Source organism: Pseudomonas sp. LBUM1641 (genome assembly GCF_059716235.1).
Genome location: NZ_CP166815.1, coordinates 4,608,058 through 4,632,662, shown reverse-complemented (window position 1 = coordinate 4,632,662; position 24,605 = coordinate 4,608,058). Strand labels below are relative to the sequence as shown.

Genomic DNA, 24,605 nt, shown 5'->3' with positions numbered 1-24,605 from the left:
CCAATAGCGGCCCTGACCGCAGCAACGGATATGCCCCCCCCTCCAAGCCACCCCAAAAAATACGAAACTCCCCCAAAGCCAACCGCTTTGTCCCCGCTTCCCATGTCACCCCCCACCCCCCGAATCCTCTAATTTCCAAACCCTGCGGGACGCCACCCGATCCTCGACCGCGCCCGCGCTTTAACCCGGGCCTCCCAGGCGCTTACGCGACAGCTGAAAACGGACTTTCTCCTCAACCGTATCCGACTCAAAACAGCAGGTTACCCCATGCAGTTCAGCAAATTACTGGCAGCTCTTTCCACCCACCCGATCCGCCTGCAAATGGACGAAGGCGACCTGATCATCCTGGGTGACGACGACGCGCTGGATGACGCCCTATGGGACCAACTGATCGCCCACAAACCCCAACTGCTCGACCTCGTCGCCCAACACGGCGGCGACTGGCTCAGCCCGGCCTATCGCATCACCCCGGACATGCTGCCCCTGGTCAACCTCGACCAACCCGCTATCGACCGTATCGTCGCCAACATCCCCGGCGGTGCGGCGAATGTGCAGGACATCTACCCCCTGGCGCCGCTGCAGGAAGGCATGCTTTACCACCACCTGTCAGCCCACCAGGGCGACCCCTATGTGCTGCACGCCCAGTTCGTGTTTGATAGCCGCGCCCGTCTTGGAACCTTTGCCCAGGCCCTGCAATGGGTCATCGACCGCCACGACATCCTGCGCACGTCGATGGCCTGGGAGCGCCTCGACGAACCCCTGCAAGTGGTCTGGCGCAAAGCCTCGCTGGCCTGTGAAGAAGCCCGCCTCGATGGCGATGCAATGACCCAACTGCAAGCCCTCTACGACGCCCGCAACTACCGCATGGACCTCGGCCAGGCGCCGCTGCTGCGCCTGGTGTTTGCCGAAGACCCGCGCAACCAGCGCGTGGTTGCCATGCTGCTGTTCCACCACACCATCCTCGACCACACCGCCCTCGACGTGGTGCGCCGCGAGATCCAGCTGCACCTCGCCGGCCAGACCGAACAGGCCGGCGCCCCGGTGCCGTTTCGCAACTACATCGCCCAGGTCCGCCACGGCGTCAGCGAACAGGCCCACGAAGCGTTCTTCCGCGAAATGCTCGCCGACATCGATGAACCAACCCTGCCGTTCGGCCTCCAGGATGTTCAGGGTGACGGCCATGGCATCGACGAAACCCGCATCGCCGTCGACAGCGATCTAAGTCGCCGTCTAAGGGCCCAGGCCAGGCCGTTGGGTGTCAGCCCCGCCAGCGTGATGCACCTGGCACTGGCTCAGGTGCTGGGCAAGGTCTCCGCCCGCGAGTCCGTGGTATTTGGCAGCGTGATGCTCGGCCGCATGGGCGCAGGCGAGGGCTCCGATCAGGCCCTGGGCATGTTCATCAATACTCTGCCACTGCGGGTGGACGTGGGCGAGCAAAGCGTGCGCAACGGGGTGCAAACCACCCACAAACGCCTGACCGAATTGCTCAACCACGAACACGCCTCCCTGGCCCTGGCCCAGCGTTGCAGTGGCGTGGCCGCGCCCACACCGCTGTTCAGTGCAATCCTCAACTACCGTCACAGCGATGCATCGGACACCCAGGCGGTGATCGACATCGCTGAAGGCATCCAGGTGCTCGGCGCCGAAGAGCGCACCAACTACCCGTTGACGGTCAACGTTGATGACCTGGGCGAGGGCTTTGCCTTTACCGTGATGGTGGACGCCTCCATCGGCGCGACGCGCATCGCCGATTACCTGCACACCGCCCTGGAAAACCTGGTGCTGGCCCTGGAGCAAACACCAGACGCACCGTTGCACGGGCTGGGCATCCTGCCTGCTGCCGAACGCCAACATCTGCTGCACGGCCTTAACGCCAGCACCCAGCACTACGCCGATTCAGCCCTGATCCACCAGCAAGTCGAAGCCCACGCCGCCAGCCATCCCGAGGCCATCGCGCTGCGCTTTGAACACGAACATCTGAGCTACCGCGAGCTGAACGAACGCGCCAACCAGGTCGCGCACTGCCTGCTCAGGCATGGCATTCGCCCCGACGACCGGGTGGCGATCTGCGTCGAGCGCGGCCTGGAAATGATCATCGGCCTGCTGGGCATTCTCAAGTCCGGGGCGGGCTATGTGCCGATCGATCCGGCCTACCCGCTGGACCGCATCGCCTACACCCTGCAAGACAGCGCGCCGCTGGCAGTGCTGGTGCAGGACAACACCCGCCACCTGGTGGGCGACGTCACGTCGATCGACCTCAACAGCCAGCAGCACGAGCCCATCGTTAACCCCAACGTTGCGATCAGCTCGTCCAGCCTCGCCTATGTGATCTACACCTCCGGCTCCACTGGCTTGCCCAAGGGGGTGATGATCGAACACCGCAACGTCGCGCGGTTGTTCAGCGCCACCGAGCACTGGTTCAAGTTCAACGCCAGTGACACCTGGGCGCTGTTCCATTCGTTTGCCTTTGACTTCTCCGTGTGGGAAATCTGGGGCGCGCTGATGCACGGCGGGCAGTTGCTGGTGGTACCGCAACTGGTCAGCCGTTCACCGGACGAGTGTTATGCACTGTTGTGTGAAGCCGGTGTGAGCATCCTCAACCAGACGCCGAGCGCGTTCCGCCAGTTGATCGCGGCACAGGGCCGCAGCCAGCAACTGCATTCCCTGCGCCAGGTGATCTTTGGCGGTGAAGCCCTGGAGCCGGGCATTCTCAAACCGTGGTACGCCCGGGTGACCAACTCGGGTACGCGGCTGGTCAACATGTACGGCATCACCGAAACCACCGTGCACGTGACCTATCGTGCGTTGGAAGCAGCAGATGCACTGCTGGTGGGCGTGAGCCCGATTGGCGTGCGCATTCCCGATTTGCAGTTGTACGTGCTGGACGCCCGCCGCGAGCCAGTGCCGAGCGGTGTAGTCGGTGAGTTGTACGTCGGCGGTGCCGGGGTGGCGCGGGGTTATCTCAACCGCGATGAGCTGACCGCCGAACGTTTTCTGGCGGACCCCGTCACCGGCCTGCGCCTGTACAAGACTGGTGACCTCGGCCGGTTGCTGGCCGACGGCAGTGTCGAGTACCTGGGGCGCAACGATGACCAGGTGAAGATTCGTGGTTTCCGTATCGAACTGGGGGAAATCGAAGCACGCCTGGCTACCTGTGAAGGCGTGCGCGAAGCCGTGGTGATTGCCCGCGAAGACGAGCCGGGCGACAAGCGGCTGGTGGCCTACGTTATCCCCCAGCAGGATCACGCACCCACGGCCGCCGAGCTGCGGGACCACCTGCTGCTGTCCCTGGCCGAATACATGATGCCCAGCGCCTTTGTGCTGCTGGACTCGTTCCCGCTCACCACCAACGGCAAGCTCGACCGCAAGGCCTTGCCGACACCCGACACCGACGCCCTGGCCCGTCGTGGTTATGAAGCGCCACAAGGCCCGGTGGAAACCGCGATCGCCCATCTTTGGCAAGACCTGCTGAAAATCGACCGGGTCGGGCGCCAGGACAACTTTTTCGAACTGGGTGGCCACTCCTTGCTGGCGGTCAAGCTGATCGAGCGCATGCGCCAGCTGGAGCTGAGCGCCGATGTGCGGGTGCTGTTCGGCCAGCCAACGTTGGCCGCGCTGGCCGCTGCGGTGGGCGGGCAGCATGAAGTGCAGGTCCCGGCCAACCTGATCAGCGAAGCAACCCGGCACATCACCCCGGACATGCTGCCGCTGGTGGACCTCGACCAACAGGCCATCGACCACATCGTCGCCAACGTACCCGGCGGCGTCGGCAACGTGCAGGACATCTACGGCCTGGCCCCGTTGCAGGCCGGCATCCTCTACCACCACCTGGCGACCACCGAAGGCGATCCCTACGTGTTGCAGGTGCAGTTCAGCTTCAGCGGCCATGAGCCGGTCGAGGCGTTTATCCGTGCGCTGCAAAGCGTGATCGAGCGCAACGATATCCTGCGTACCGGCATCATGTGGGAAGGCCTGGACGAGCCGGTGCAGGTGGTCTTGCGCCAGGCACTGCTGGTGGTTGAGCGGGTCGACGTCGATCCACACGACGACGTTCTGGCACAACTGCAAGCACGCTTCGACCCACGCCACTATCGCCTCGACCTGTCCCGTGCCTCGCTGATGCGTTTTGCCTACGCCGAAGAGCAGGGCCGTCATGTCGGCATCCTGCTGCTGCACCACATCCTGCTGGACCACACCGCGTTGCAGGTGCTGGTGGAAGAAATGAGCGCGAGCCTCGCAGGCGAAACCGGCTTGCTGCCGGACGCCGTGCAATACCGTAACTACGTGGCCCAGGCGCGCCTTGGTGTGAGCGCTGCGCAGCATGAAGCGTTCTTCAGCGAGATGCTCGGCGATATCGACGAGCCGACCCTGGCCTTCGGTTTGCACGACGTGAATCGCGATGGCAGCGGTGTGCGGGAAGCGCACTTGCCAGTGGACCCGGCCCTCAGCCTCGGCCTGCGGGAGCAAGCCCGGCAGCTCGGCGTCAGCGCCGCCAGCCTGGTGCACCTGGCATGGGCGCAAGTCCTCGGCCAGGTATCGGGCCAGGACGACGTGGTATTCGGCACGGTATTGCTGGGCCGCCTGCAAGGCGGCGAGGGCGCCGACCGGGCGCTGGGGATGTTCATCAATACCTTGCCGTTGCGGGTCAGCGTCGGCGCGGTGGGTGTGCAGGCCGGCGTACGCGCCACCCACGCGCGGCTCGCGCAGTTGCTGGGGCATGAACATGCGTCGCTGTCCCTGGCCCAGCGTTGCAGTGGCGTGTCCGGTGCGCTGCCGCTGTTCAGTACCTTGCTCAACTACCGCCACAGTGCCCCGGGCGAAGCGCCGGGAGCCAGCCCGTTCGCCGACGCCGGGATCGAAATTCTCAGCTCCGAGGAACGCAGCAACTACCCGCTGGTGCTGAACGTCGATGACCTCGGTGTGGGCTTTGCGCTCACGGTGCAGGGCGTGGCCGAGGTGGATGTGCAGCGCGTTGGCGACTACATGCTCAGTGCCTTGCGCAACCTGGTGACGGCGCTGCAACAGGCGCCGACTACTGCGCAGCATCAAGTGTCGATCCTGCCAGCCGCCGAGCGCCATCAAGTGCTGGTGGAATTCAACGCCACGGACTGCGCTTACCCGGCTGGGAGCACCGTTCACGCTCTCTTCGAGGCCCAGGCCCTGGCCAGCCCGGAAGCCGTGGCGGTGGTGCACGGCCATGCGTCGCTGAGTTACCGCGACCTCAACCTGCGGGCCAATCGCCTGGCTCACTACTTGATCGATCAAGGCGTAAAACCGGGGGACAGCGTGGTCATCGCGCTGCCACGCTCCATCGACCTGCTGGTCAGCCAGTTGGCGATCCTCAAGTGTGCGGCGGTCTACGTACCGCTGGACGTCAACGCGCCTGAAGAGCGCCAGGCGTTCATGGTGCAGGACAGCCATGCCAAGCACGTGCTGCGTGACATCGCCGCGCTGAACCTCGACATGCAGCCAACGCATAACCCGAACCTCGCCCAGTCGGCGGAAAGCGTGGCGTACATCATGTACACCTCCGGTTCCACCGGTGCACCGAAAGGTGTACAGGTGCCCCATCGCGCGGTCACCCGGCTGGTCATCAACAATGGCTACGCCGACTTCAACTCGCGTGACCGGGTGGCCTTCGCCTCGAACCCGGCGTTCGACGCCAGTACCCTCGACGTGTGGGCGCCGCTGCTCAATGGCGGCTGCGTGGTGGTGGTCGAACACGCCACCTTGCTGTCCCAGGCTGCTTTCGCCGCCCTGTTGCAGGAGCAATCCGTCAGCGTTCTGTGGATGACGGCGGGGCTATTCCACCAATACGCCGATGGGTTGATGCCGATGTTCCGCCAGCTGCGCTACCTGATCGTCGGCGGCGATGTGCTCGACCCGCAGGTGATCGGCCGGGTGCTTGAGCACGGCGCGCCGCAGCATCTTCTGAATGGCTACGGCCCCACCGAAGCCACCACGTTTTCCACCACCTTCGAGATCACGTCAGTGGGTGAGGGCGGTATTCCGATTGGCCGACCCATTGGCAACAGCCGTGCCTACGTGCTGGATGCGCGGCAGCAGCCGGTGCCGCTGGGCGTTGTCGGCGAGCTGTACATCGGTGGCGCGGGCGTGGCCAAGGGTTACCTGAACCAGCCGCAACTGACCGCCGAGAAGTTTATCGTCGATCCGTTCGGCGACGGCCTGCTGTACCGCACCGGCGACCTGGCGAGTTGGCAGGCTGACGGCACCTTGCTGTACCAGGGCCGCAACGACCATCAGCTGAAAATCCGGGGTTTCCGTATCGAGCCCGGTGAAATCGAAAGCTGCCTGGCCGACTTTCCCGGCGTGAAAGACACGGTGGTGCTGGCCCGTGAAGATGAACCCGGCGACAAGCGCCTGGTGGCGTACTACACCGCCCAGGCGCCGTTGAGCATTGAGGCGTTGCGTGCGCACCTGCAAAGCCGGCTGCCGGACTACATGGTGCCGTCGGCCTATGTCTGGCTGGAACTGTTGCCGCTGACCGCGAATGGCAAGCTGGACCGCAAGGGCCTGCCTGCGCCCGATCAAGACTCGTTGCTCAGCCGTGGTTTCGAAGCCCCCGAGGGCGAGGTAGAAATCCTGCTGGCGCAGATTTGGCAGGACGTATTGAAGGTCGAGCGGGTCGGGCGCTTTGATCACTTCTTTGAACTCGGTGGCCATTCCTTGCTGGCGGTAAGCCTGATCGAACGCATGCGCCAGGCCGGCCTGAGCGCCGATGTGCGGGTGTTGTTCAACCAGCCAAGCCTCGCGGCGCTGGCGGCGGCGGTAGGCAGTGGCCGGGAAATCGTGGTACCGGCCAACGGCATTGCGCCGGATTGCCAGCGCATCACGCCGTCGATGCTGACCCTGGTCAAGCTGGATCAAGCCGCCATCGACCGTATTGTGGCCACGGTGCCTGGCGGTGCGGCCAACGTGCAGGACATCTACCCGCTGGCACCGTTGCAGGAAGGCATTCTTTACCACCACATCAGCGCCGAACAGGGCGACCCGTACCTGCTGCAATCGCGCATGGCGTTTGACAGTGTCGAGCGTTTGCAGGCCTTCATGGGCGCGCTGCAAAAGGTCGTGGCGCGCCACGATATCCTGCGCACCGGCGTGGTGTGGGAAGGCTTGGACAGCCCGGTGCAAGTGGTCTGGCGCCATGCTGAACTGGTGGTGCAGAACGTTGCGCTGGACCCGGCTGATGGCGACGTGATCGAACAACTGCACGCACGCTTCGATGCCCGCCACTATCGCCTGGACATCACCCAGGCGCCGTTGCTGCGCATGGTGTATGCGCAGGACCCGGCCAACCAGCGGGTCGCGGCGATCCTGCTGTTCCATCACCTGGCGCTGGACCACACCGCCATGGAAGTGGTCGGCCAGGAAATGCGTGCGTTCCTGTTCAGCCAGGTCGATGACTTGCCGGTTGCGGCACCGTTCCGTAACTACGTGGCCCAGGCTCGCCTGGGTGTCAGCGCCCAGGAGCACGAGCAGTTCTTCCGTGAAATGCTCGTCGACATCGACGAGCCCACGCTGCCTTTCGGCGTGCAGGATGTACAGGGCGATGGCCGGGATATCGAAGAGGCCGAATTGCCCGTCGATGCAGGGCTGGCTTTGCGGATTCGCGAGCAAGCCCGGCAACTGGGGGTCAGCGCTGCGAGCCTGATGCACTTGGCCTGGGGCCAGGTACTCGGCCTCGCATCGGGCCGTCAGGACGTGGTATTCGGCACCGTATTGATGGGCCGCATGCAAGCCGGCGAAGGCGCCGACCGCGCGCTGGGCATGTTCATCAACACCTTGCCGTTGCGGGTGGATGTGGGCGCCAGCGCGGTTCGTGCCGGGGTCAAGGCGACCCACGCCCGGCTCAGCGCGTTGCTGGGCCATGAGCATGCATCCCTGGCGCTGGCCCAGCGTTGCAGCGGTGTGCCGACCTCGATGCCGTTGTTCAGCGCCTTGCTCAACTACCGCCATAGCACCCCGGGTGAAATGGCCCGCGACGGCCACGGCATCTGGGAAGGTGTGCAGTTGCTGGGCGGCGAAGAGCGCAGCAATTACCCGCTGACCTTGAGCGTGGACGACCTGGGCACAGGCTTCGGTTTGACGGTGCTGGCTCTGCAGTCCATCGGTGCGCAGCGCCTGTGTGACTACATGCACAGCGCGCTGGAACAGCTGGTGGCGGCCCTTGAGCAAGCGCCGCAAACGCCGCTGAATCAGTTGCCGGTACTGCCTGCTGGCGAGCGCGAAAAACTCCTGCGTACCTTCAACGCCACCGCCCGTGATTACCCCCAAGGGCAAACCCTGCACGCTGCTTTCGAAGCCCAGGCCGAGCGCCTGCCGCAGGCAATTGCGCTGACCCAGGACGGCCAGCAGCTGACGTACCAACAGCTCAACCAGCGCGCCAACCAACTGGCTCATCACCTGCTGGCATTGGGTGTGCAGCCCGACGACCGCGTGGCAATCTGCTGCCGACGCGGGCCGCAGATGCTGGTGGGCCTGCTGGCGATTCTCAAGTCGGGCGCCGCCTACGTCCCGGTAGACCCGGCTTATCCGGCCGAGCGCATCGCTTACCTGCTGCAAGACAGCGCACCGGTCGCGGTACTGGCCGAGGAGAGCACCCGTGGCGTGCTCGGTGAGGTGGCCATCGTCGACCTGCATGGCGCGTATTGCGGTGAGACCAATCCCCAGATCGCCAGCCTGACCCCGACGAACCTCGCCTACGTGATCTACACCTCCGGCTCCACCGGCCAGCCCAAAGGGGTGATGGTGGAACACCGAACCGTGGAAAACCTGGTGCACTGGCACTGCGAAGCCTTTGACCTCCACGCCCATAGCCACACCAGCAGCGTGGCCGGTTTCGGCTTTGATGCCATGGCCTGGGAAGTCTGGCCAGCGTTGTGCGTAGGGGCGACCTTGCACCTGCCACCGGCCCAGGTGGGCAATGAAAACATCGATGAATTGCTGGCCTGGTGGCTGGCCCAACCGCTGGACGTGAGCTTCCTGCCCACGCCGGTGGCCGAGTACGCCTTCAGCCAGGAGCTTCAACACCCAAGCCTGCGCACCCTGTTGATCGGCGGTGATCGCCTGCGCCAGTTCAATCAGGAGCGCCGTTTCGCGGTGATCAACAACTATGGCCCGACCGAAGCCACGGTGGTCGCTACCTCTGGCCGCGTGCACACCGGTCAGCCGCTGCATATCGGCAAACCGATGGCCAATGCCGCGGTGTACCTGCTTGATGAGCAACAGCGTCCGGTGCCGGTGGGTGTGGCAGGCGAACTGTATGTAGGTGGCAGCGGCGTGGCCCGTGGCTATTTGAATCGCCCGGACCTGACTGCCGAACGCTTCCTTGATGACCCGTTCAACCCGGGCCGCATGTACCGCACCGGCGACCTGGCGCGCTGGCTGCCGGACGGCAATATTGAGTATTTGGGCCGCAACGACGACCAGGTAAAAGTCCGGGGTGTGCGCATCGAGCTGGGGGAAATCGAAACCCGCCTGGCCGCCGTCGATGGCGTCAAGGAAGCCGTGGTGCTGGTGCGCGACGGCCGCTTGGTCGCCTGGTTCACCGAGCAAACCCCGCTGGATATCGAAACCCTGCGCGCCGAGCTGCACAGCCAATTGCCCGAGGCCATGGTGCCGGTGGCCTACGTCAAACTCGACAGCTGGCCCCTGACCGCCAACGGCAAGCTCGACCACAAGGCCCTGCCGGCGCCGGATCAGGCCGCCATGCTCAGCCGTGAATACGAAGCGCCACAAGGCGACGTCGAAACCACCCTGGCGCGGATCTGGGCCGAGGTGTTGCAGGTGGAGCAAGTGGGCCGCCATGACCACTTCTTTGAACTGGGCGGGCATTCATTGCTGGCGGTGAGTCTGATCGAGCGCATGCGCCAGGTCGGCCTGAGCGCCGATGTGCGGGTGCTGTTCAGCCAGCCGATATTGGCCGCATTGGCAGCGGCGGTGGGCAGTGGCCGGGAAGTGGTGGTGCCGGTCAATCGCATCGCTGCCGATTGCCAGCGCATCACGCCTTCGATGCTGTCCCTGGTGGAGCTGGATCAGCCGACCATCGACCTGATCGTCGCCAGCGTGCCAGGTGGCGCCGCCAATGTGCAGGACATCTACCCGCTGGCGCCGTTGCAGGAAGGTATTCTTTACCACTACATCACGGCGGAGCAGGGTGACCCGTACCTGCTGCAATCGCACCTGGCGTTCGATACCCAGGCGCGCCTGGAGAGCTTCGCCCAGGCCCTGCAACAGGTGATCAATCGCCACGACATTCTGCGCACCGGCGTGGTCTGGGAAGGCCTGGCGCAGCCGGTGCAGGTGGTGTGGCGCAAGGCTGAATTGCAGGTCGAAGCGTTGCACCTGGAGGGGGACGTACTGGCCGGCCTGCATCAGCGTTTCGACGCCCGACGCTATCGCCTTGACATCGACCAGGCCCCGCTGATCCGCCTGATGTACGCCAATGACCCGGCCAATCAGCGCGTGGTGGCGGTGCTGCTGTATCACCACATCGTGCTGGACCACACCGCGTTCGACGTGGTGCTGCGGGAAATGCAGGATTACCTGCTGGGCCACGCCGCACCGCAGGCCGCGCCGATGCCGTATCGCAACTACGTGGCCCAAGCGCGGCTGGGTGTCAGCGAGCAGGAGCACGAAGGCTTCTTCCGCGAGATGCTTGGTGATATCCATGAGCCGACGCTGCCCTTCGGCTTGCAGGATGTGCAGGGCGATGGTCGGGATATCGAAGAATTCACCCACCACCTGGACGCGGCTGTCAGCCGTCGCTTGCGGGCCCAGGCGCGCCTGCTGGGCGTGAGCAGCGCGAGCCTGTTCCACTTGGCGTGGGGCCAGGTATTGGCGGTGACGTCGGGCAAGCCGAACGTGGTGTTTGGCACCGTGCTGGTGGGCCGGATGCAGGGGGGCGAGGGGGCGGATCGCGCCCTCGGTGTGTTCATCAATACCCTGCCATTGCGCCTGGATATCGACGGGCAAAACGTGCGCGACAGCGTGTGCGGCACCCATGCCCGGCTCACCGCGCTGCTGGGGCATGAGCATGCGTCCCTGGCCCTGGCCCAGCGTTGCAGCGGGGTGGCGGCGCCGTTGCCGCTGTTCAGCTCGATGCTCAACTACCGTCACCGTGGCGGCGCCACCCGGTCACAGGACGCGCAACACGCCTGGGAAGGCATGCAGACCCTGACCAACGACGGGCGCACAAACTACCCGTTGACCCTGAACGTCGATGATCTGGGGGACGGTTATGACTTCACCGCGTTGACCCTGGCGCAGGTGGGTGCACAGCGGGCCTGCGGTTATATGCAGACGGCGTTGACCCAGCTGGTGGATGCCCTGGAGCATGCGCCGCACCAGGCTCTTGATCGCCTGCCGATCCTGGGGGATGCAGAGCGTAAACAGCTGCTGTTTGACTTCAACGCCACCGAGGTGGATTACGATCTGGCGCAGACCCTGCACGGGATGTTCGAAGCCCAGGTTGAGCGCACCCCCGATGCGCCGGCGGTGAAGGCGGGCGAGCAACGCCTGACTTACGCCGAGCTGAACCAGCGGGCCAACCAGTTGGCCCATCACCTGCGCGGGCTCGGTGTGCAGCCGGATTCGCGGGTGGCGATCTGCGTCGAGCGCGGCCTGGAAATGGTCATCGGCCTGTTCGCGATCCTCAAGGCAGGCGGCGGTTATGTGCCGCTGGACCCGGCCTACCCGCTGGAGCGCCTGGCCTACATGCTACAAGACAGCGCGCCGGCAGCGGTGCTGGTGCAGGGCGAAACCCGTTCGCTCTTGGGCAATGTGACGGTGCCGGTGGTGGATCTTGACCGGAACGCCTGGCAGCACCTGCCAGTGGTCAACCCACAGGTCGAAGGACTGACCCCGCAGCACCAGGCCTATGTGATCTACACCTCTGGCTCAACCGGCCAGCCCAAGGGCGTGATCAATGAGCACGCCGGTGTGGTCAACCGCCTGTTGTGGATGCAGGACGCCTATGGCCTGAACGCCACTGACGCGGTGCTGCAGAAAACCCCGTTCAGCTTCGACGTATCGGTGTGGGAGTTCTTCTGGCCCTTGTTCACCGGGGCACGGTTGGTCATGGCGCGCCCCGGCGGGCACAAGGACCCGGCTTACCTGTGCGAAGTGATCGAGGCGGAACAGATCACCACCTTGCACTTTGTGCCGTCGATGCTCGACGTGTTCCTGGCCCACGGCGATGTCAGCCAGAGTGCCGGCCTGCTGCGGGTGATGTGCAGCGGCGAAGCCTTGCCGGGCAGCCTGGTGCGACGCTTCAAGCAGCAGTTGCCGGGCATCGGTTTGTACAACCTGTATGGCCCGACCGAGGCGGCGGTGGATGTGACCGCGTGGAACTGCGCAAGGCCCGAGGTGCCGGATAACACACCGATCGGCAAGCCGATTGCCAACACCCGCATGTACCTGCTGGACGCCCAGTTGCAACCGGTACCGCTGGGGGTGGTGGGCGAGCTGTTTATCGCCGGTGTACAAGTCGCTCGCGGCTACCTGCATCGTCCTGAACTGACCGCCGAACGTTTCCTCAAGGACCCGTTCAATGCCGGCCGGATGTATCGCACCGGTGACGTCGGGCGCTACCTGCCAGACGGCAATATCGAGTACCTGGGCCGTAACGATGACCAGGTGAAAATCCGTGGCCTGCGCATCGAACTGGGGGAAATCCAGGCGCGGCTGACCGAATACCCGCAGGTCAAGGAAGCAGCGGTGTTGGCCCGGGATGAGCGGCTGGTGGCGTACTACACCGGCGTGCAGGCCGATATCGAACAGCTGCGGGCGCACCTGCTGGCGCGCTTGCCGGACTACATGGTGCCCGCCGTGTTCGTGCACCTGGACGCCTGGCCCCTGAGTCCCAACGGCAAGCTGGACCGCAAGGCCCTGCCGGTGCCGGGTGTGGGATCGCAGATCGTGCGCGAGTACGAAGCCCCGCTGGGTGACACCGAAATCACCCTGGCGCGGCTGTGGGCCGAGCTGCTGAAGGTGGAGCGGGTAGGGCGACACGACAACTTTTTTGAACTGGGCGGGCATTCGTTGCTGGCCGTCAGTTTGATCGGACGCTTGCGTCAGGAAGGCATGGAAGCCGATGTGCGGGGCCTGTTTGAACAACCGACCCTGGCCGGCTACGCCGCAATTACCGAACGAATGGAGATCGTCCTGTGAGCATCATCGAACTGTTGGCGACACTCAAGGCCAAGGACGTGCAACTGGCGCTCAAGGGTGATCAGCTGTCGGTGCAAGGCAACAAACAGGCCTTGAGCGACACGGCATTGGTGGCCTCGCTGCGCGAACACAAGCCGGCGCTGATCGAGCTGATCAAGGCCGGGGATTACTCGGCGACCAAGGCTGGTGAGGTGCAGGTGCCGGCCAATGGCATTGCGCCGGGCGCTACCTTGATTACCCCGCAGATGCTGACCCTGTCGACGCTCAGCCAGGCGTCCATCGACTGCATCCTCGAGACCGTCGAGGGTGGCGTCGCCAATGTGCAGGACATCTACCCGCTGGCGCCGTTGCAGGAGGGCATCCTCTACCACCATGTGAGTGCCGAACACGGCGACCCGTACATCATGCAGTCGCTGTTTGCCTTCGACAGCCTCGAGCGTTTCGAGGGGTTTGCCCAGGCCCTGCAACAGGTGATCGACCGCCACGACATCCTGCGTACCGGGGTGGTGTGGGAAGGCCTGGAAGAACCGTCGCAAGTGGTCTGGCGCACGGCACGCCTGCCGGTGCAGGCGATTGAGCTGGACCCGGCCGACGGTGATATCGCTGCCCAGTTGCACCGATTGTTCGATGGCCGTCATTACCGCATGGACGTGACCCGGGCACCGCTGCTGCGGCTGGTGCGCGCCCGGGATGCAGCCGGCCAGCGTGTGGTGGCGATGCTGTTGTTCCACCACATGGCCCTGGACCACAGCGCTTTGGAAGTGATCTGTCACGAGATGCAGGCCTGCCTGCTGGGCAAGGCCGAGCTGTTGGGCCAGGCCGTGCCGTTTCGCAACTATGTCGCCCAGGCGCGGCTGGGAATCAGCGAGCAGCAACACGAAGCGTTCTTTCGCGAGATGCTCGGCGACATCAGCGAACCCACCTTGCCCTACGGCTTGCAGGATGTGCAGGGTGACGGCGACAACATCGAAGAAATCAGCCTGGCGCTGGCCCCGCAACTGAGCCGGCGTTTACGTGCCCAGGCCCGGCAGTTGGGAGTGAGTGCCGCGAGCCTGTTCCATATGGGCTGGGCCCAGGTGCTGGGAGTGCTGGCGGGCAAGGAACAGGTGGTGTTCGGCACGGTGCTGATGGGTCGCATGCAGGGCAGCCACGACACCGACCGTGCCCTGGGGATCTTTATCAACACCTTGCCGTTCCGGGTGGATGTGGGCGCCGAAGGCGTGCGCGCCGGAGTCAAGGCCACCCATGCCCGGCTCACCACCTTGCTGCGCCACGAACACGCAGCGCTGGCCCTGGCCCAACGGTGCAGCGGCGTGGTGGCGCCGACGCCCCTGTTCAGCGCGTTACTCAACTACCGCCACAGCGCCGGCAGCGCGAGTGCCGAGGCGGCATCGGCCTGGCAGGGTATTCAGGCATTGCGTTCCGAGGAACGCACCAACTACCCGTTGACCCTGAGCGTCGACGACCTGGGCGAAGACTTCAGCCTGAGCCTGTTGGCCAGTGCCCAGGTGGATCCGCAGCGGGTGTGCAGCTATCTGCAAACCGCACTGGAAAACCTGGTACAGGCGCTGGAGCAGGCGCCCGACACCTCGTTGAATCGTCTGTCGGTGCTGCCCGAGGCTGAGCGGCGGCATCTGCTGGAGCAATTCAACGCGACAGCGGTCGACTTCCCCCAAGGCACCACCCTGCACGGGCGTATCGAAGCGCAAACGTTGCTGACCCCGGACGCGGTGGCCGCCGTGTATCTAGGCCGTCAGCTGACCTACGCCGAATTGAACCAACAAGCCAACCTGCTGGCCCATCACCTGCTGGCCCTGGGGGTAAAACCCGACGACCGTGTGGCCATCGTCGCCCGGCGCGGGCTGGACACCCTGGCCGGATTGCTGGCGATTCTCAAGGCTGGCGCCTGCTACGTACCGGTGGACCCGTCGCACCCGGCCGGGCGCCTGAGCTACCTCCTCAGTGACAGCGCCCCGGTCGCGGTGCTGACGCAACACGCGCTGCTGGAGCGCCTGCCCGCACTCGACGTGCCGGTGATCAACCTGGACCGTTTTACCTGGCATCACCATACGGCCAGCAACCCGCAGGTCGCTGTCACACCGTCCAACCTGGCCTACGTGATCTACACCTCTGGCTCCACCGGCCTGCCCAAAGGCGTGATGGTGGAACACCACACCGTGGCCAACCTGGTGGACTGGCATTGCACCGCGTTTGACCTGTGCGCCGGCCGTCACACCGCCAGCGTCGCCGGGTTCGGCTTTGATGCGATGGCCTGGGAAGTCTGGCCGGCCCTGTGCGTGGGCGCGACCTTGCACCTGCCGCCGGCCCACGACGGTGCAGAGGACATCGACGCGCTGCTGGAGTGGTGGCGCGCGCAACCGCTGGACGTGTGTTTCCTGCCCACGCCGGTGGCCGAATATGCGTTCAGCCAGAACATCGAACACCCGACCCTGCGCACCTTGCTGATTGGCGGCGACCGCCTGCGCCAGTTCACCCGGGCCCAGCGTTTCGAGGTGATCAACAACTACGGCCCCACCGAAGCCACGGTGGTCGCCACCTCCGGGCGGATTGAACCTGGGCAGCCGTTGCACATTGGCAAACCTATCGCCAATGCCACGGTTTACCTGTTGGACGAACTGCAGCGCCCGGTGCCCATGGGCGTTGCCGGTGAACTGTATGTGGGCGGCAAGGGCGTGGCGCGGGGTTATCTCAACCGGCCGGAATTGACCGCCGAACGCTTTTTGGATGACCCTTTCAATCCGGGCCGCCTGTACCGAACCGGCGACCTCGCGCGCTGGTTGCCGGACGGGAATATCGAGTACCTGGGCCGCAACGACGACCAGGTGAAAATCCGTGGCGTGCGCATCGAACTGGGAGAAATCGAAACCCGCCTCAACCAGTTGCCCGGCCTTCAGGAAGTGGTGGTGCTGGCCCGTGAAGACCAGCCCGGCCAGCCCCGGCTGGTGGCTTACTTCACCGAAAACCCGCAGTTCGACCCCCTCGATGTGGGCGAGATTCGCGCGCACCTGGTGGCGCATCTGCCGGACTACATGGTTCCGGTGGCCTACGTAAAACTCGATGCATTGCCCCTGACTGCCAACGGCAAGCTGGACCGCAAGGCCCTGCCAAAACCGGACCTGGCCGCCGTCTTCACCCGTGAGTACGCGGCGCCTCATGGCGATATCGAAACGGTACTCGCGCAGATCTGGGCCGATGTGCTGCAAGTGGAACGTGTTGGGCGCCAGGATCATTTCTTTGAGTTGGGCGGCCATTCGTTGCTGGCCATGCGCATGGTGTCCCAGGTTCGCCAGCGGCTTGGGGTTGATCTGGCGCTGGGCGATTTGTTTGCCAATGCCGAACTGGCGGCGGTGGCGCAGGTGCTTGCCCAGTCCGGGCGCAGCACCTTGCCGGATATCCTGCCGGCGGCGCGGGACACGGATTTGCCGTTGTCGTTTGCCCAGCAACGCTTGTGGTTTCTGGCGCTGATGGAAGGCGCCAACACCGCCTATAACATTCCTATCGGCCTGCGTTTGCGTGGGCAGTTGCACGTCGACGCGCTGCAACGGGCCCTGGCGCGGATTGTCGCGCGGCACGAGACCTTGCGCAGCCGGTTCGCCCAGCAGGATGACCACGCCCACGTGCTGATCGTGCCGCCTGAAGAGGTGATGCCGCTGCAAGTGCAGGACCTGCGTCGTCACCCCGAAGCACAGCAGGTGCTGGAAGCGTTGATCCAGGGCGAAGCCTCGGCGCCCTTCGATTTGCAGCGCGGCCCGTTGCTGCGCGGGCGCCTGGTGATCATGGCCGAGGATCATCACGTGTTGCTGCTGACCCTCCACCACATCGTGTCCGATGGCTGGTCCATGGGCGTGCTGACCCGCGAATTGATGGCGTTGTACCAAGCCTTCAGCCGTGGTGAGGCTGACCCATTGCCGCCATTGCCGATCCAGTACAGCGACTTCGCCGTGTGGCAGCGCCTGTGGCTCAGCGGCGAAGTGTTGCATCGCCAGAGCAGCTACTGGCAACAAACCCTGGCCGGTGCCCCGGCGTTGCTGATGTTGCCGACCGACCGCCCACGCCCGGCCCAACAGGACTACGCCGGCAGCAGTGTCGACGTGCGCCTGGATGAACGCCTTACCGCCGGGCTCAAGGCCCTCAGCCAGCGCCACGGCACCACGCTGTATATGGTGATGATGACGGCGTGGGCTTCGTTGCTCGCGCGCTTGGCCGGGCAGGAGGAAGTGGTGATTGGCTCGCCCGTCGCCAACCGCCAGCGGGCCGAGGTGGAAGGCTTGATCGGGCTGTTCGTCAACACCCTGGCGGTACGCATCGATACCTCGGGCGAGCTGAATGCCGAGGCGCTGCTGGCGCGGGTCAAGGGGCTGGCCCTGGACGCCCAGGCTCATCAGGATCTGCCGTTTGAGCAGGTGGTGGAAATCACCCGGCCATTGCGCAGCCTGGCTCATAGCCCGCTGTTCCAAACGATGCTGACGTGGCAGGACAGTGACGCGCCGGTCCTGGCCCTGGGGGATTTGAGCCTTGAAGGGATTGTGGAGGACAGTCACTTTGCCAAGTTCGACCTGTCCCTGAACCTCGGCGAGACCCGGGGCGAAATTCGCGGCACTCTGGAATACGCCATCGCCTTGTTTGATGAGTCGACCATGCAGCGTTATGTCGGCTACTTCACCCGGGTGCTGCAGGCCATGGTGGATAACGATCAGGCGGTGCTGGAGCACGCTGAATTGTTGGACGCGCGGGAGCGCCAGCACCTGCTGTTCGACTTCAACGACACCGACGTGGATTACAACCTCGAGCAGACGCTGCACGGTATGTTCGAAGCCCAGGTTGCACGAACGCCGGATGCGCTGGCGGTGAAGGCAGGCTCGGAGTGCCTGAGCTATCGCGAGCTGAACGAACGGGCCAATCAGTTGGCGCACCATCTGCGGGAGCTGGGTGTTCAGCCGGATTCGCGGGTAGCGATTTGCGTCGAGCGCGGCCTGGAGATGGTCATTGGCCTGTTCGCGATCCTCAAGGCGGGCGGCGGCTATGTGCCGCTGGACCCGGCGTATCCGCTGGAACGTATCGCCTACATGCTCAAGGACAGCGCCCCGGCAGCCGTGCTGGTGCAGGGCGAAACCCGTGCGCTGCTGGGCGGCGTCACAGTGCCGGTGGTGGATCTGGACCGGAGCACCTGGCAGCACCAAGCAACGTCCAACCCGCGAGTGGATGGGCTGACCGCGCAGCATCAGGCCTATGTGATCTATACCTCGGGTTCCACCGGCCAACCGAAGGGCGTGATCAACGAGCACGCAGGCGTGGTCAACCGCCTGCTGTGGATGCAGGACGAGTACGGGCTGACTGCGCAGGACAGGGTGTTGCAGAAAACTCCGTTCAGCTTCGACGTGTCGGTGTGGGAGTTTTTCTGGCCGCTGTTCACCGGCGCCCGGTTGGTGATGGCGCGTCCTGGCGGGCATAAAGACCCGGCCTACCTGTGTGATGTGATCGAGTCCGAGCAGATCACCACGCTGCACTTTGTGCCTTCGATGCTGGACGTGTTCCTGGCCCATGGCGACGTCAGCCAGAGCGCCGGGCTGGTGCGGGTGATGTGCAGCGGTGAAGCGCTGCCCGGCAGCCTGGTGCGCCGTTTCAAACAGCAGTTGCCGGGCATCGGTTTGTACAACCTCTACGGCCCAACGGAAGCGGCGGTGGACGTGACGGCTTGGGATTGCGCCGGACCGGTTACGCCAGACAACACGCCTATCGGCAAGCCGATTGCCAACACCCGCATGTACCTCCTGGACGGGCAGTTGCAGCCGGTGCCGTTGGGTGTGGTGGGCGAGCTGTTCATCGGTGGCGTGCAAGTGGCGCGGGGTTACTTGCACCGTCCTGAGCTGACGGCCGAACGCTTCCTCAAGGACCCGTTCAGCAACGGCCGGATGTACCGCACCGGCGACGTCGGGCGCTACCTGCCGGACGGCACCATCGAGTATTTGGGCCGCAATGACGACCAGGTGAAAATCCGTGGCCTGCGCATCGAGCTGGGTGAGATTCAGGCGCGACTGCTGCAATTCCCGCAGATCAACGAAGCCGCTGTGGTCGCCCGCGATTCCCGTCTGGTGGCCTACTACACCGGCGTGCAGGCCGACATCGATGCCCTGCGCAGCCACCTGCTGGAACAGCTTCCCGACTATATGGTGCCGGCGACCTTCATGCACTTGGAGGCCTTGCCCCTGAGTCCCAACGGTAAGCTCGACCGCAAGGCATTGCCGGTACCGGGTCTGGAATCGGTGATCGCCCGGGAATATGTTGCGCCCGTGGGTGAAACCGAAATCACCCTGGCTGGCCTCTGGGCTGATTTGCTCAAGGTGGAGCGGGTGGGGCGGCATGACCATTTCTTCGAGCTGGGCGGCCACTCGCTGTTGGCCGCCAGCTTGATCGGCCGCATGCGCCGCGTCGGGTTGTCGGCGGATGTGAAAGTGTTGTTTGGCCAGCCCACCCTTGCAGCCTTGGCGGCTGCCGTGGGTGGTGGTCGCGAAGTGGTGGTGCCGGCCAATGGGATTGCCGCGGATTGCAGGCGGATCACCCCGGACATGCTCCCGCTGGTGAACCTGGAGCAGTCCGCCATCGACCGCCTTGTCGCGAGCATTCCCGGCGGCGCGGCCAACGTGCAGGACATCTACCCGCTGGCGCCGTTACAGGCCGGGATCCTGTATCACCATCGCGCAGTGCAACAGGGTGATGCGTACCTGTTGCAGGCGCAGTTCGCCTTCGCCAGCGTCGAGCGCCTTGAAGCGTTTGCCCAGGCCTTGCAGGCGGTGATTGAACGGCATGACATCCTGCGCTCGTCGATGCACTGGGACGGGCTGGAAGAACCGGTGCAAGTGGTGTGGCGCCAGGCATCGTTGCAGGTCGAGGCGATTCAGGCGACGGGCGATGTGCTGGGGCAATTGCAGGCGCGCTTCCATCAGCATCGCCTGGACCTGGGGCAGGCACCTTTGATGCGCCTGGTGTACGCCGAGGACCCGGCCAACCAACGGGCGGTTGCGTTGTTGCTGTTCCATCATTTGGTGATGGATCACGTGGCGTTGGAAGTATTGCAACACGAGATGCAAGCCTGTCTGTTGGGCCATCACGAGCAGTTGGGGGCGGCGGTGCCGTATCGCAACTATGTGGCGCAGACACGCCTGGGAATGCGTGAGGAAGAGCACGAAGCATTCTTCCGCGAGATGCTCGGGGAGATCGATGAGCCGACGCTGGCACTGAATGCACCGGGTGAAGCGCAGCAGGCACGCCTGAGCGTTGACCCACTGTTGAGCGGGCGCCTGCGCACCCTGGCGCGTCATCTTGGGGTAAGTGCGGCGAGCCTGATGCACCTGGCTTGGGCGCAGGTATTGGGCAAGGTTTCTGGCCGTGAGCAGGTGGTGTTCGGCACCGTATTGCTGGGTCGGTTACAAGGCGGTGAAGGCGCCGAACGCGCATTGGGTGTATTCATCAACACCCTGCCGCTGCGGGTCGACCTGGGTGAGCGCACGGTGCACGCGGCGCTGATGGCGACCCATGCCAGCCTGACCAAACTGCTCAGTCACGAGCATGCGCCACTGGCCTTGGCCCAGCGTTGCAGCGGGCTGCCGGCCAATACACCGCTGTTCAGCGTGCTGTTCAACTATCGCCACAGCGCGCCGCACGCTGGCGGGGTGGCCGAGGCCTGGCAGGGCATGCAAATGCTCAAGGCCGAGGAACGCACCAACTTTGCGCTGTCCCTGAGTGTCGATGACCTGGGTGACGGGTTTAGCTTTGACGTCATGGGGCAAGGCGCGCCGCGTCTCTGTCAGTACCTGCATGTCGCCCTGGAACAGCTGGTGCAGGCGTTGGAACAGAATGCCCGAGGCGCAATCAGCCAACTGTCGATATTGCCGCCGGCGGAGCGTGAAAAGCTGCGGGTGGAGTTCAACGCCACTCAACGGGAGTTCCCTCACGAACATACCGTGCAGCGTCTGTTCGAAGCCCAGGCCCAGGCACGTCCGAGCGCCATCGCTGTGGTGCATGGCGAGGACACCCTGACTTATGGCGTGCTGAACACCCGCGCCAACCAACTGGCCCATCACCTGCGCACCCTGGGCGTGCAGCCCGGCGACCACGTGGCAATCCTGCTGCCGCGCTCGATTGACCTGCTGCTCAGTCAACTGGCAATCCTGAAATGCGCGGCGGCCTACGTACCGCTGGATATCAATGCTCCGGCCGAGCGCCAGGCCTTTATGGTGCAGGACAGCGGCGCGGTCTGGCTGCTGACCCACAGCAGTGAGCCCGTCGAGTACCCGGCCCGACGCATCGACCTCGACACCCTGGCCCTGGACCCGCAACCGAGTCATAACCCGGACCTGTCGCAGTCCTCCGAGCGGGTGGCATACATCATGTACACCTCCGGCTCCACCGGCACCCCCAAGGGCGTGCTGGTGCCGCACCGGGGCATCACGCGGCTGGTGATCAACAACGGTTATGCCGATTTCAACGCCCATGATCGCGTGGCGTTCGCCTCCAACCCGGCGTTCGACGCGAGCACCATGGACGTGTGGGGGCCGTTGCTCAACGGCGGCCAGGTGCTGGTGATCGACCATGCCACCTTGCTCGACCCGGGTGCGTTTGGCCGAGTATTGAAGGCGGGCGGGGCGACGATCCTGTTCGTCACCACCGCGCTGTTCAACCAGTACGTGCAGCTGATTCCCGACGCGTTGGCCGGGCTGCGCATCCTCCTGTGCGGTGGCGAACGGGCGGACCCGGCGGCATTCCGCAGCCTGCTGGCCCAGGCGCCCGCATTGCGCCTGGTGCACTGCTACGGCCCGACGGAAACCACCACCTACGCCACCACCTATGAGGTGCAGGCTATCGCCGCCGATGCTGAAAGCGTGCCGATCGGCAGGCCGATTTCCAACACGCAAATCCATGTGCTGGACGCGCACTTGCAGCCGGTGCCGCTGGGTGTGGTCGGGGAAATTTGCATTGGCGGGCACGGTGTGGCCAAGGGGTATCTGAACCGGCCGGAGCTGACGGCCGAAAAATTTGTCGATGATCCATTTGTCGATGGCTTGTTGTACCGCACCGGCGACCTTGGGCGCTGGTCGGCGGACGGGCTGCTGGAGTGCATCGGGCGCAATGACGATCAGGTGAAGATCCGTGGCTTCCGCATCGAGTTGGGTGAAATCGAAGCGCGTCTGGCGACCTGCAGCGGGATCAAGGATGTGGTGGTGCTTGCGCGGGAAGATGCGCCTGGCGATAAGCGCCTAGTGGCGTACTACACCGGTGAGCCACTCGCGATCGACGTGCTGCGCAGTCATCTGTTGCAGCATTTGACGGACTACATGGTGCCGTCGGCCTATGTGCCACTGGAAAAAATGCCGCTGACGGCCAACGGCAAAGTCGACCGCAAGGCCCTGCCAGTGCCCGCGATGGAAGCGCTGGTAAGCCGTGTGTTTGAAGCACCGGCCAATGAGCTGGAACAGACCCTGGCCCGCCTCTGGGCCGAGGTGTTGAGGCTGGAACAGGTCGGTCGGCATGACAGTTTCTTCGAACTGGGCGGCCATTCGTTGCTGGCGATTCGGCTGGTCAACCTGATGGAAGAGGCGGGGCTTGCGGTGTCTCTGGCGGAGCTGTTCCAGCACGCCAGCGTGGCCTCGGTCGCCTCGATGCTCAGTCAACGCACGGTGCGGGAGGACGACAGCTCGCTGATCACCGTGCGCGCCAGCGGCAGCCAGCCGCCATTGTTCCTGGTGCATGAGTTCAGCGGCATGGACGTGTATTTCCCGGCGCTGGGCCGGCATCTGCCGGGGGATTACCCGATCTACGGCTTGCCCGGCGCGCCTCTCGGTGAACCGCAGTTGCAGACCATGGAAGGCCTGGCGGCGCGGCTGGTGGGGATTATTCGGGCTGTGCAACCCCATGGGCCGTATCGGCTGGCGGGTTGGTCGTTTGGCGGGGTGTTGGCCTACGAAGTGGCGATGCAACTGCAGGGGCTGGACGAGCCGGTGGCGTTCCTCGGGTTGATCGACAGCTATTTGCCGCGCATGACCGACCAGGGCAAGGCGCGCTGGGCCGGACCGGATGCCCTCAAGCGGCATTTGCTGTTGCAGTGCATGGCGTATTGGAAGGCACAGGGAGGTGTGGATGAGCTGGCAAGCCTTGAGCAACTGGACGCGCAGATTGGACAGCTGGATTTTGCTGGGCTGTTGCAACGCTGCCGCGATCGGCATTTGTTGTACGCGCAGATGGCGGCGGCTTCGGACGCGGACCTGTTGAGTTTTATCGAGCGAGAAGTCGGGCATGGGCATGCGCTGGCGCATTACAGCCTGTTCCCTATGCCTTTGGCGGTGCACCTGTTCAGCGCCGCAGAGCGGCCGACGGAACTGTCGCGACGTAGCCTGGATTTGGGTTGGGATGAGGCGCTGGCGCCGGGGCAATTGCGCCGGATTGAAGTGCCGGGGGATCACCAGAGCATGATGCAGGCGCCGCATATCCAGGCGTTGGGGCAGGCGTTGGGTGAAACCCTGGCATTGAGTGAGGCGCCGAGTGTGGCGGTGCATCAACCGTTGTTGCGGATCCAGAGTGGTCGCGCCGGGCATGCGCCGATTTTCTGTGTGCCGGGGGCGGGGGATAGCGTGACGGGGTTTGTGGGATTGACCGAGGCGTTGGGCCGGGACTGGCCGATCTTTGGCTTGCAGCCGCGCGGGCTGGACGGGGAGGCGGTGCCGCACAGTCAGGTCGAGGCGGCGGCGCGCTGTTATTTGCAGGCCTTGGAACAGGAGTGTTCTTCGGGGCCGGTGCATTTGGTCGGGCATTCGTTTGGCGGTTGGGTGGTGTTTGAGATGGCCGTGCGGTTGCAAGCCCAGGGGCGTGAGGTGGCTTCGTTGACGTTGATCGACAGTGAGGCGCCCGGGGGGAATGGGGTGGTGGGTAGGCCCTATACGACGACGGCGGCGTTGTTGCGGTTGATTGAGTCGATGCAGGTGGCTTCGGGTAAGTCCCTGGGGATTGATGCGGTGGATTTTGCCGGGAGGGATGAGGTGGAGCAGCGGCGGTTGTTGCATGGGGGGATGGTGGGGGTTGGGTTGTTGCCTGCGCGGTCTTCGGTGGAGGCGATGGATGGGCCGGCGCGGACGTATGCGTCGGCGTTGCGTACGGTTTATCGGCCTGTTCGGCGGTATGAGGGGGTGGTGCGGTTGGTGTTGGCGGAGGATCCGACCCTGGATGCGGCGGGGAATCTGCGGGAGCAAGGGTTGATGGTTGAGGGGTGGCGCGGGTGCGTGGGGGGGTTGGAAGTTTGGTACGGGCCCGGGAGTCATTTTTCGCTGCTCAAGGCGCCGAATGTTTTTAGTTTGGCGGCTTGGTGGCGGGATGGGGTTGTGGTTGGGGAGCGGGTTTCGTGA

The 24,605-nt window shown here is 64.5% G+C and carries 2 protein-coding genes; both read left to right on the top strand.

Going from position 1 to position 24,605, the window contains the following annotated elements; translation table 11 throughout:
* Positions 1–267: 267 nt before the first annotated feature.
* The gene (locus ACA046_RS21335) at positions 268–13,191 is read left to right on the top strand and encodes an amino acid adenylation domain-containing protein (RefSeq protein ID WP_497674907.1); all 12,924 of its coding nucleotides are present in this window, start codon (positions 268–270) and stop codon (positions 13,189–13,191) included.
* Positions 13,188–24,605, top strand: a complete 11,418-nt coding sequence (locus ACA046_RS21330) for an amino acid adenylation domain-containing protein (RefSeq protein ID WP_497674906.1) — start codon at positions 13,188–13,190, stop codon at positions 24,603–24,605. Before ACA046_RS21335 ends, ACA046_RS21330 begins: the two co-directional genes overlap by 4 nt.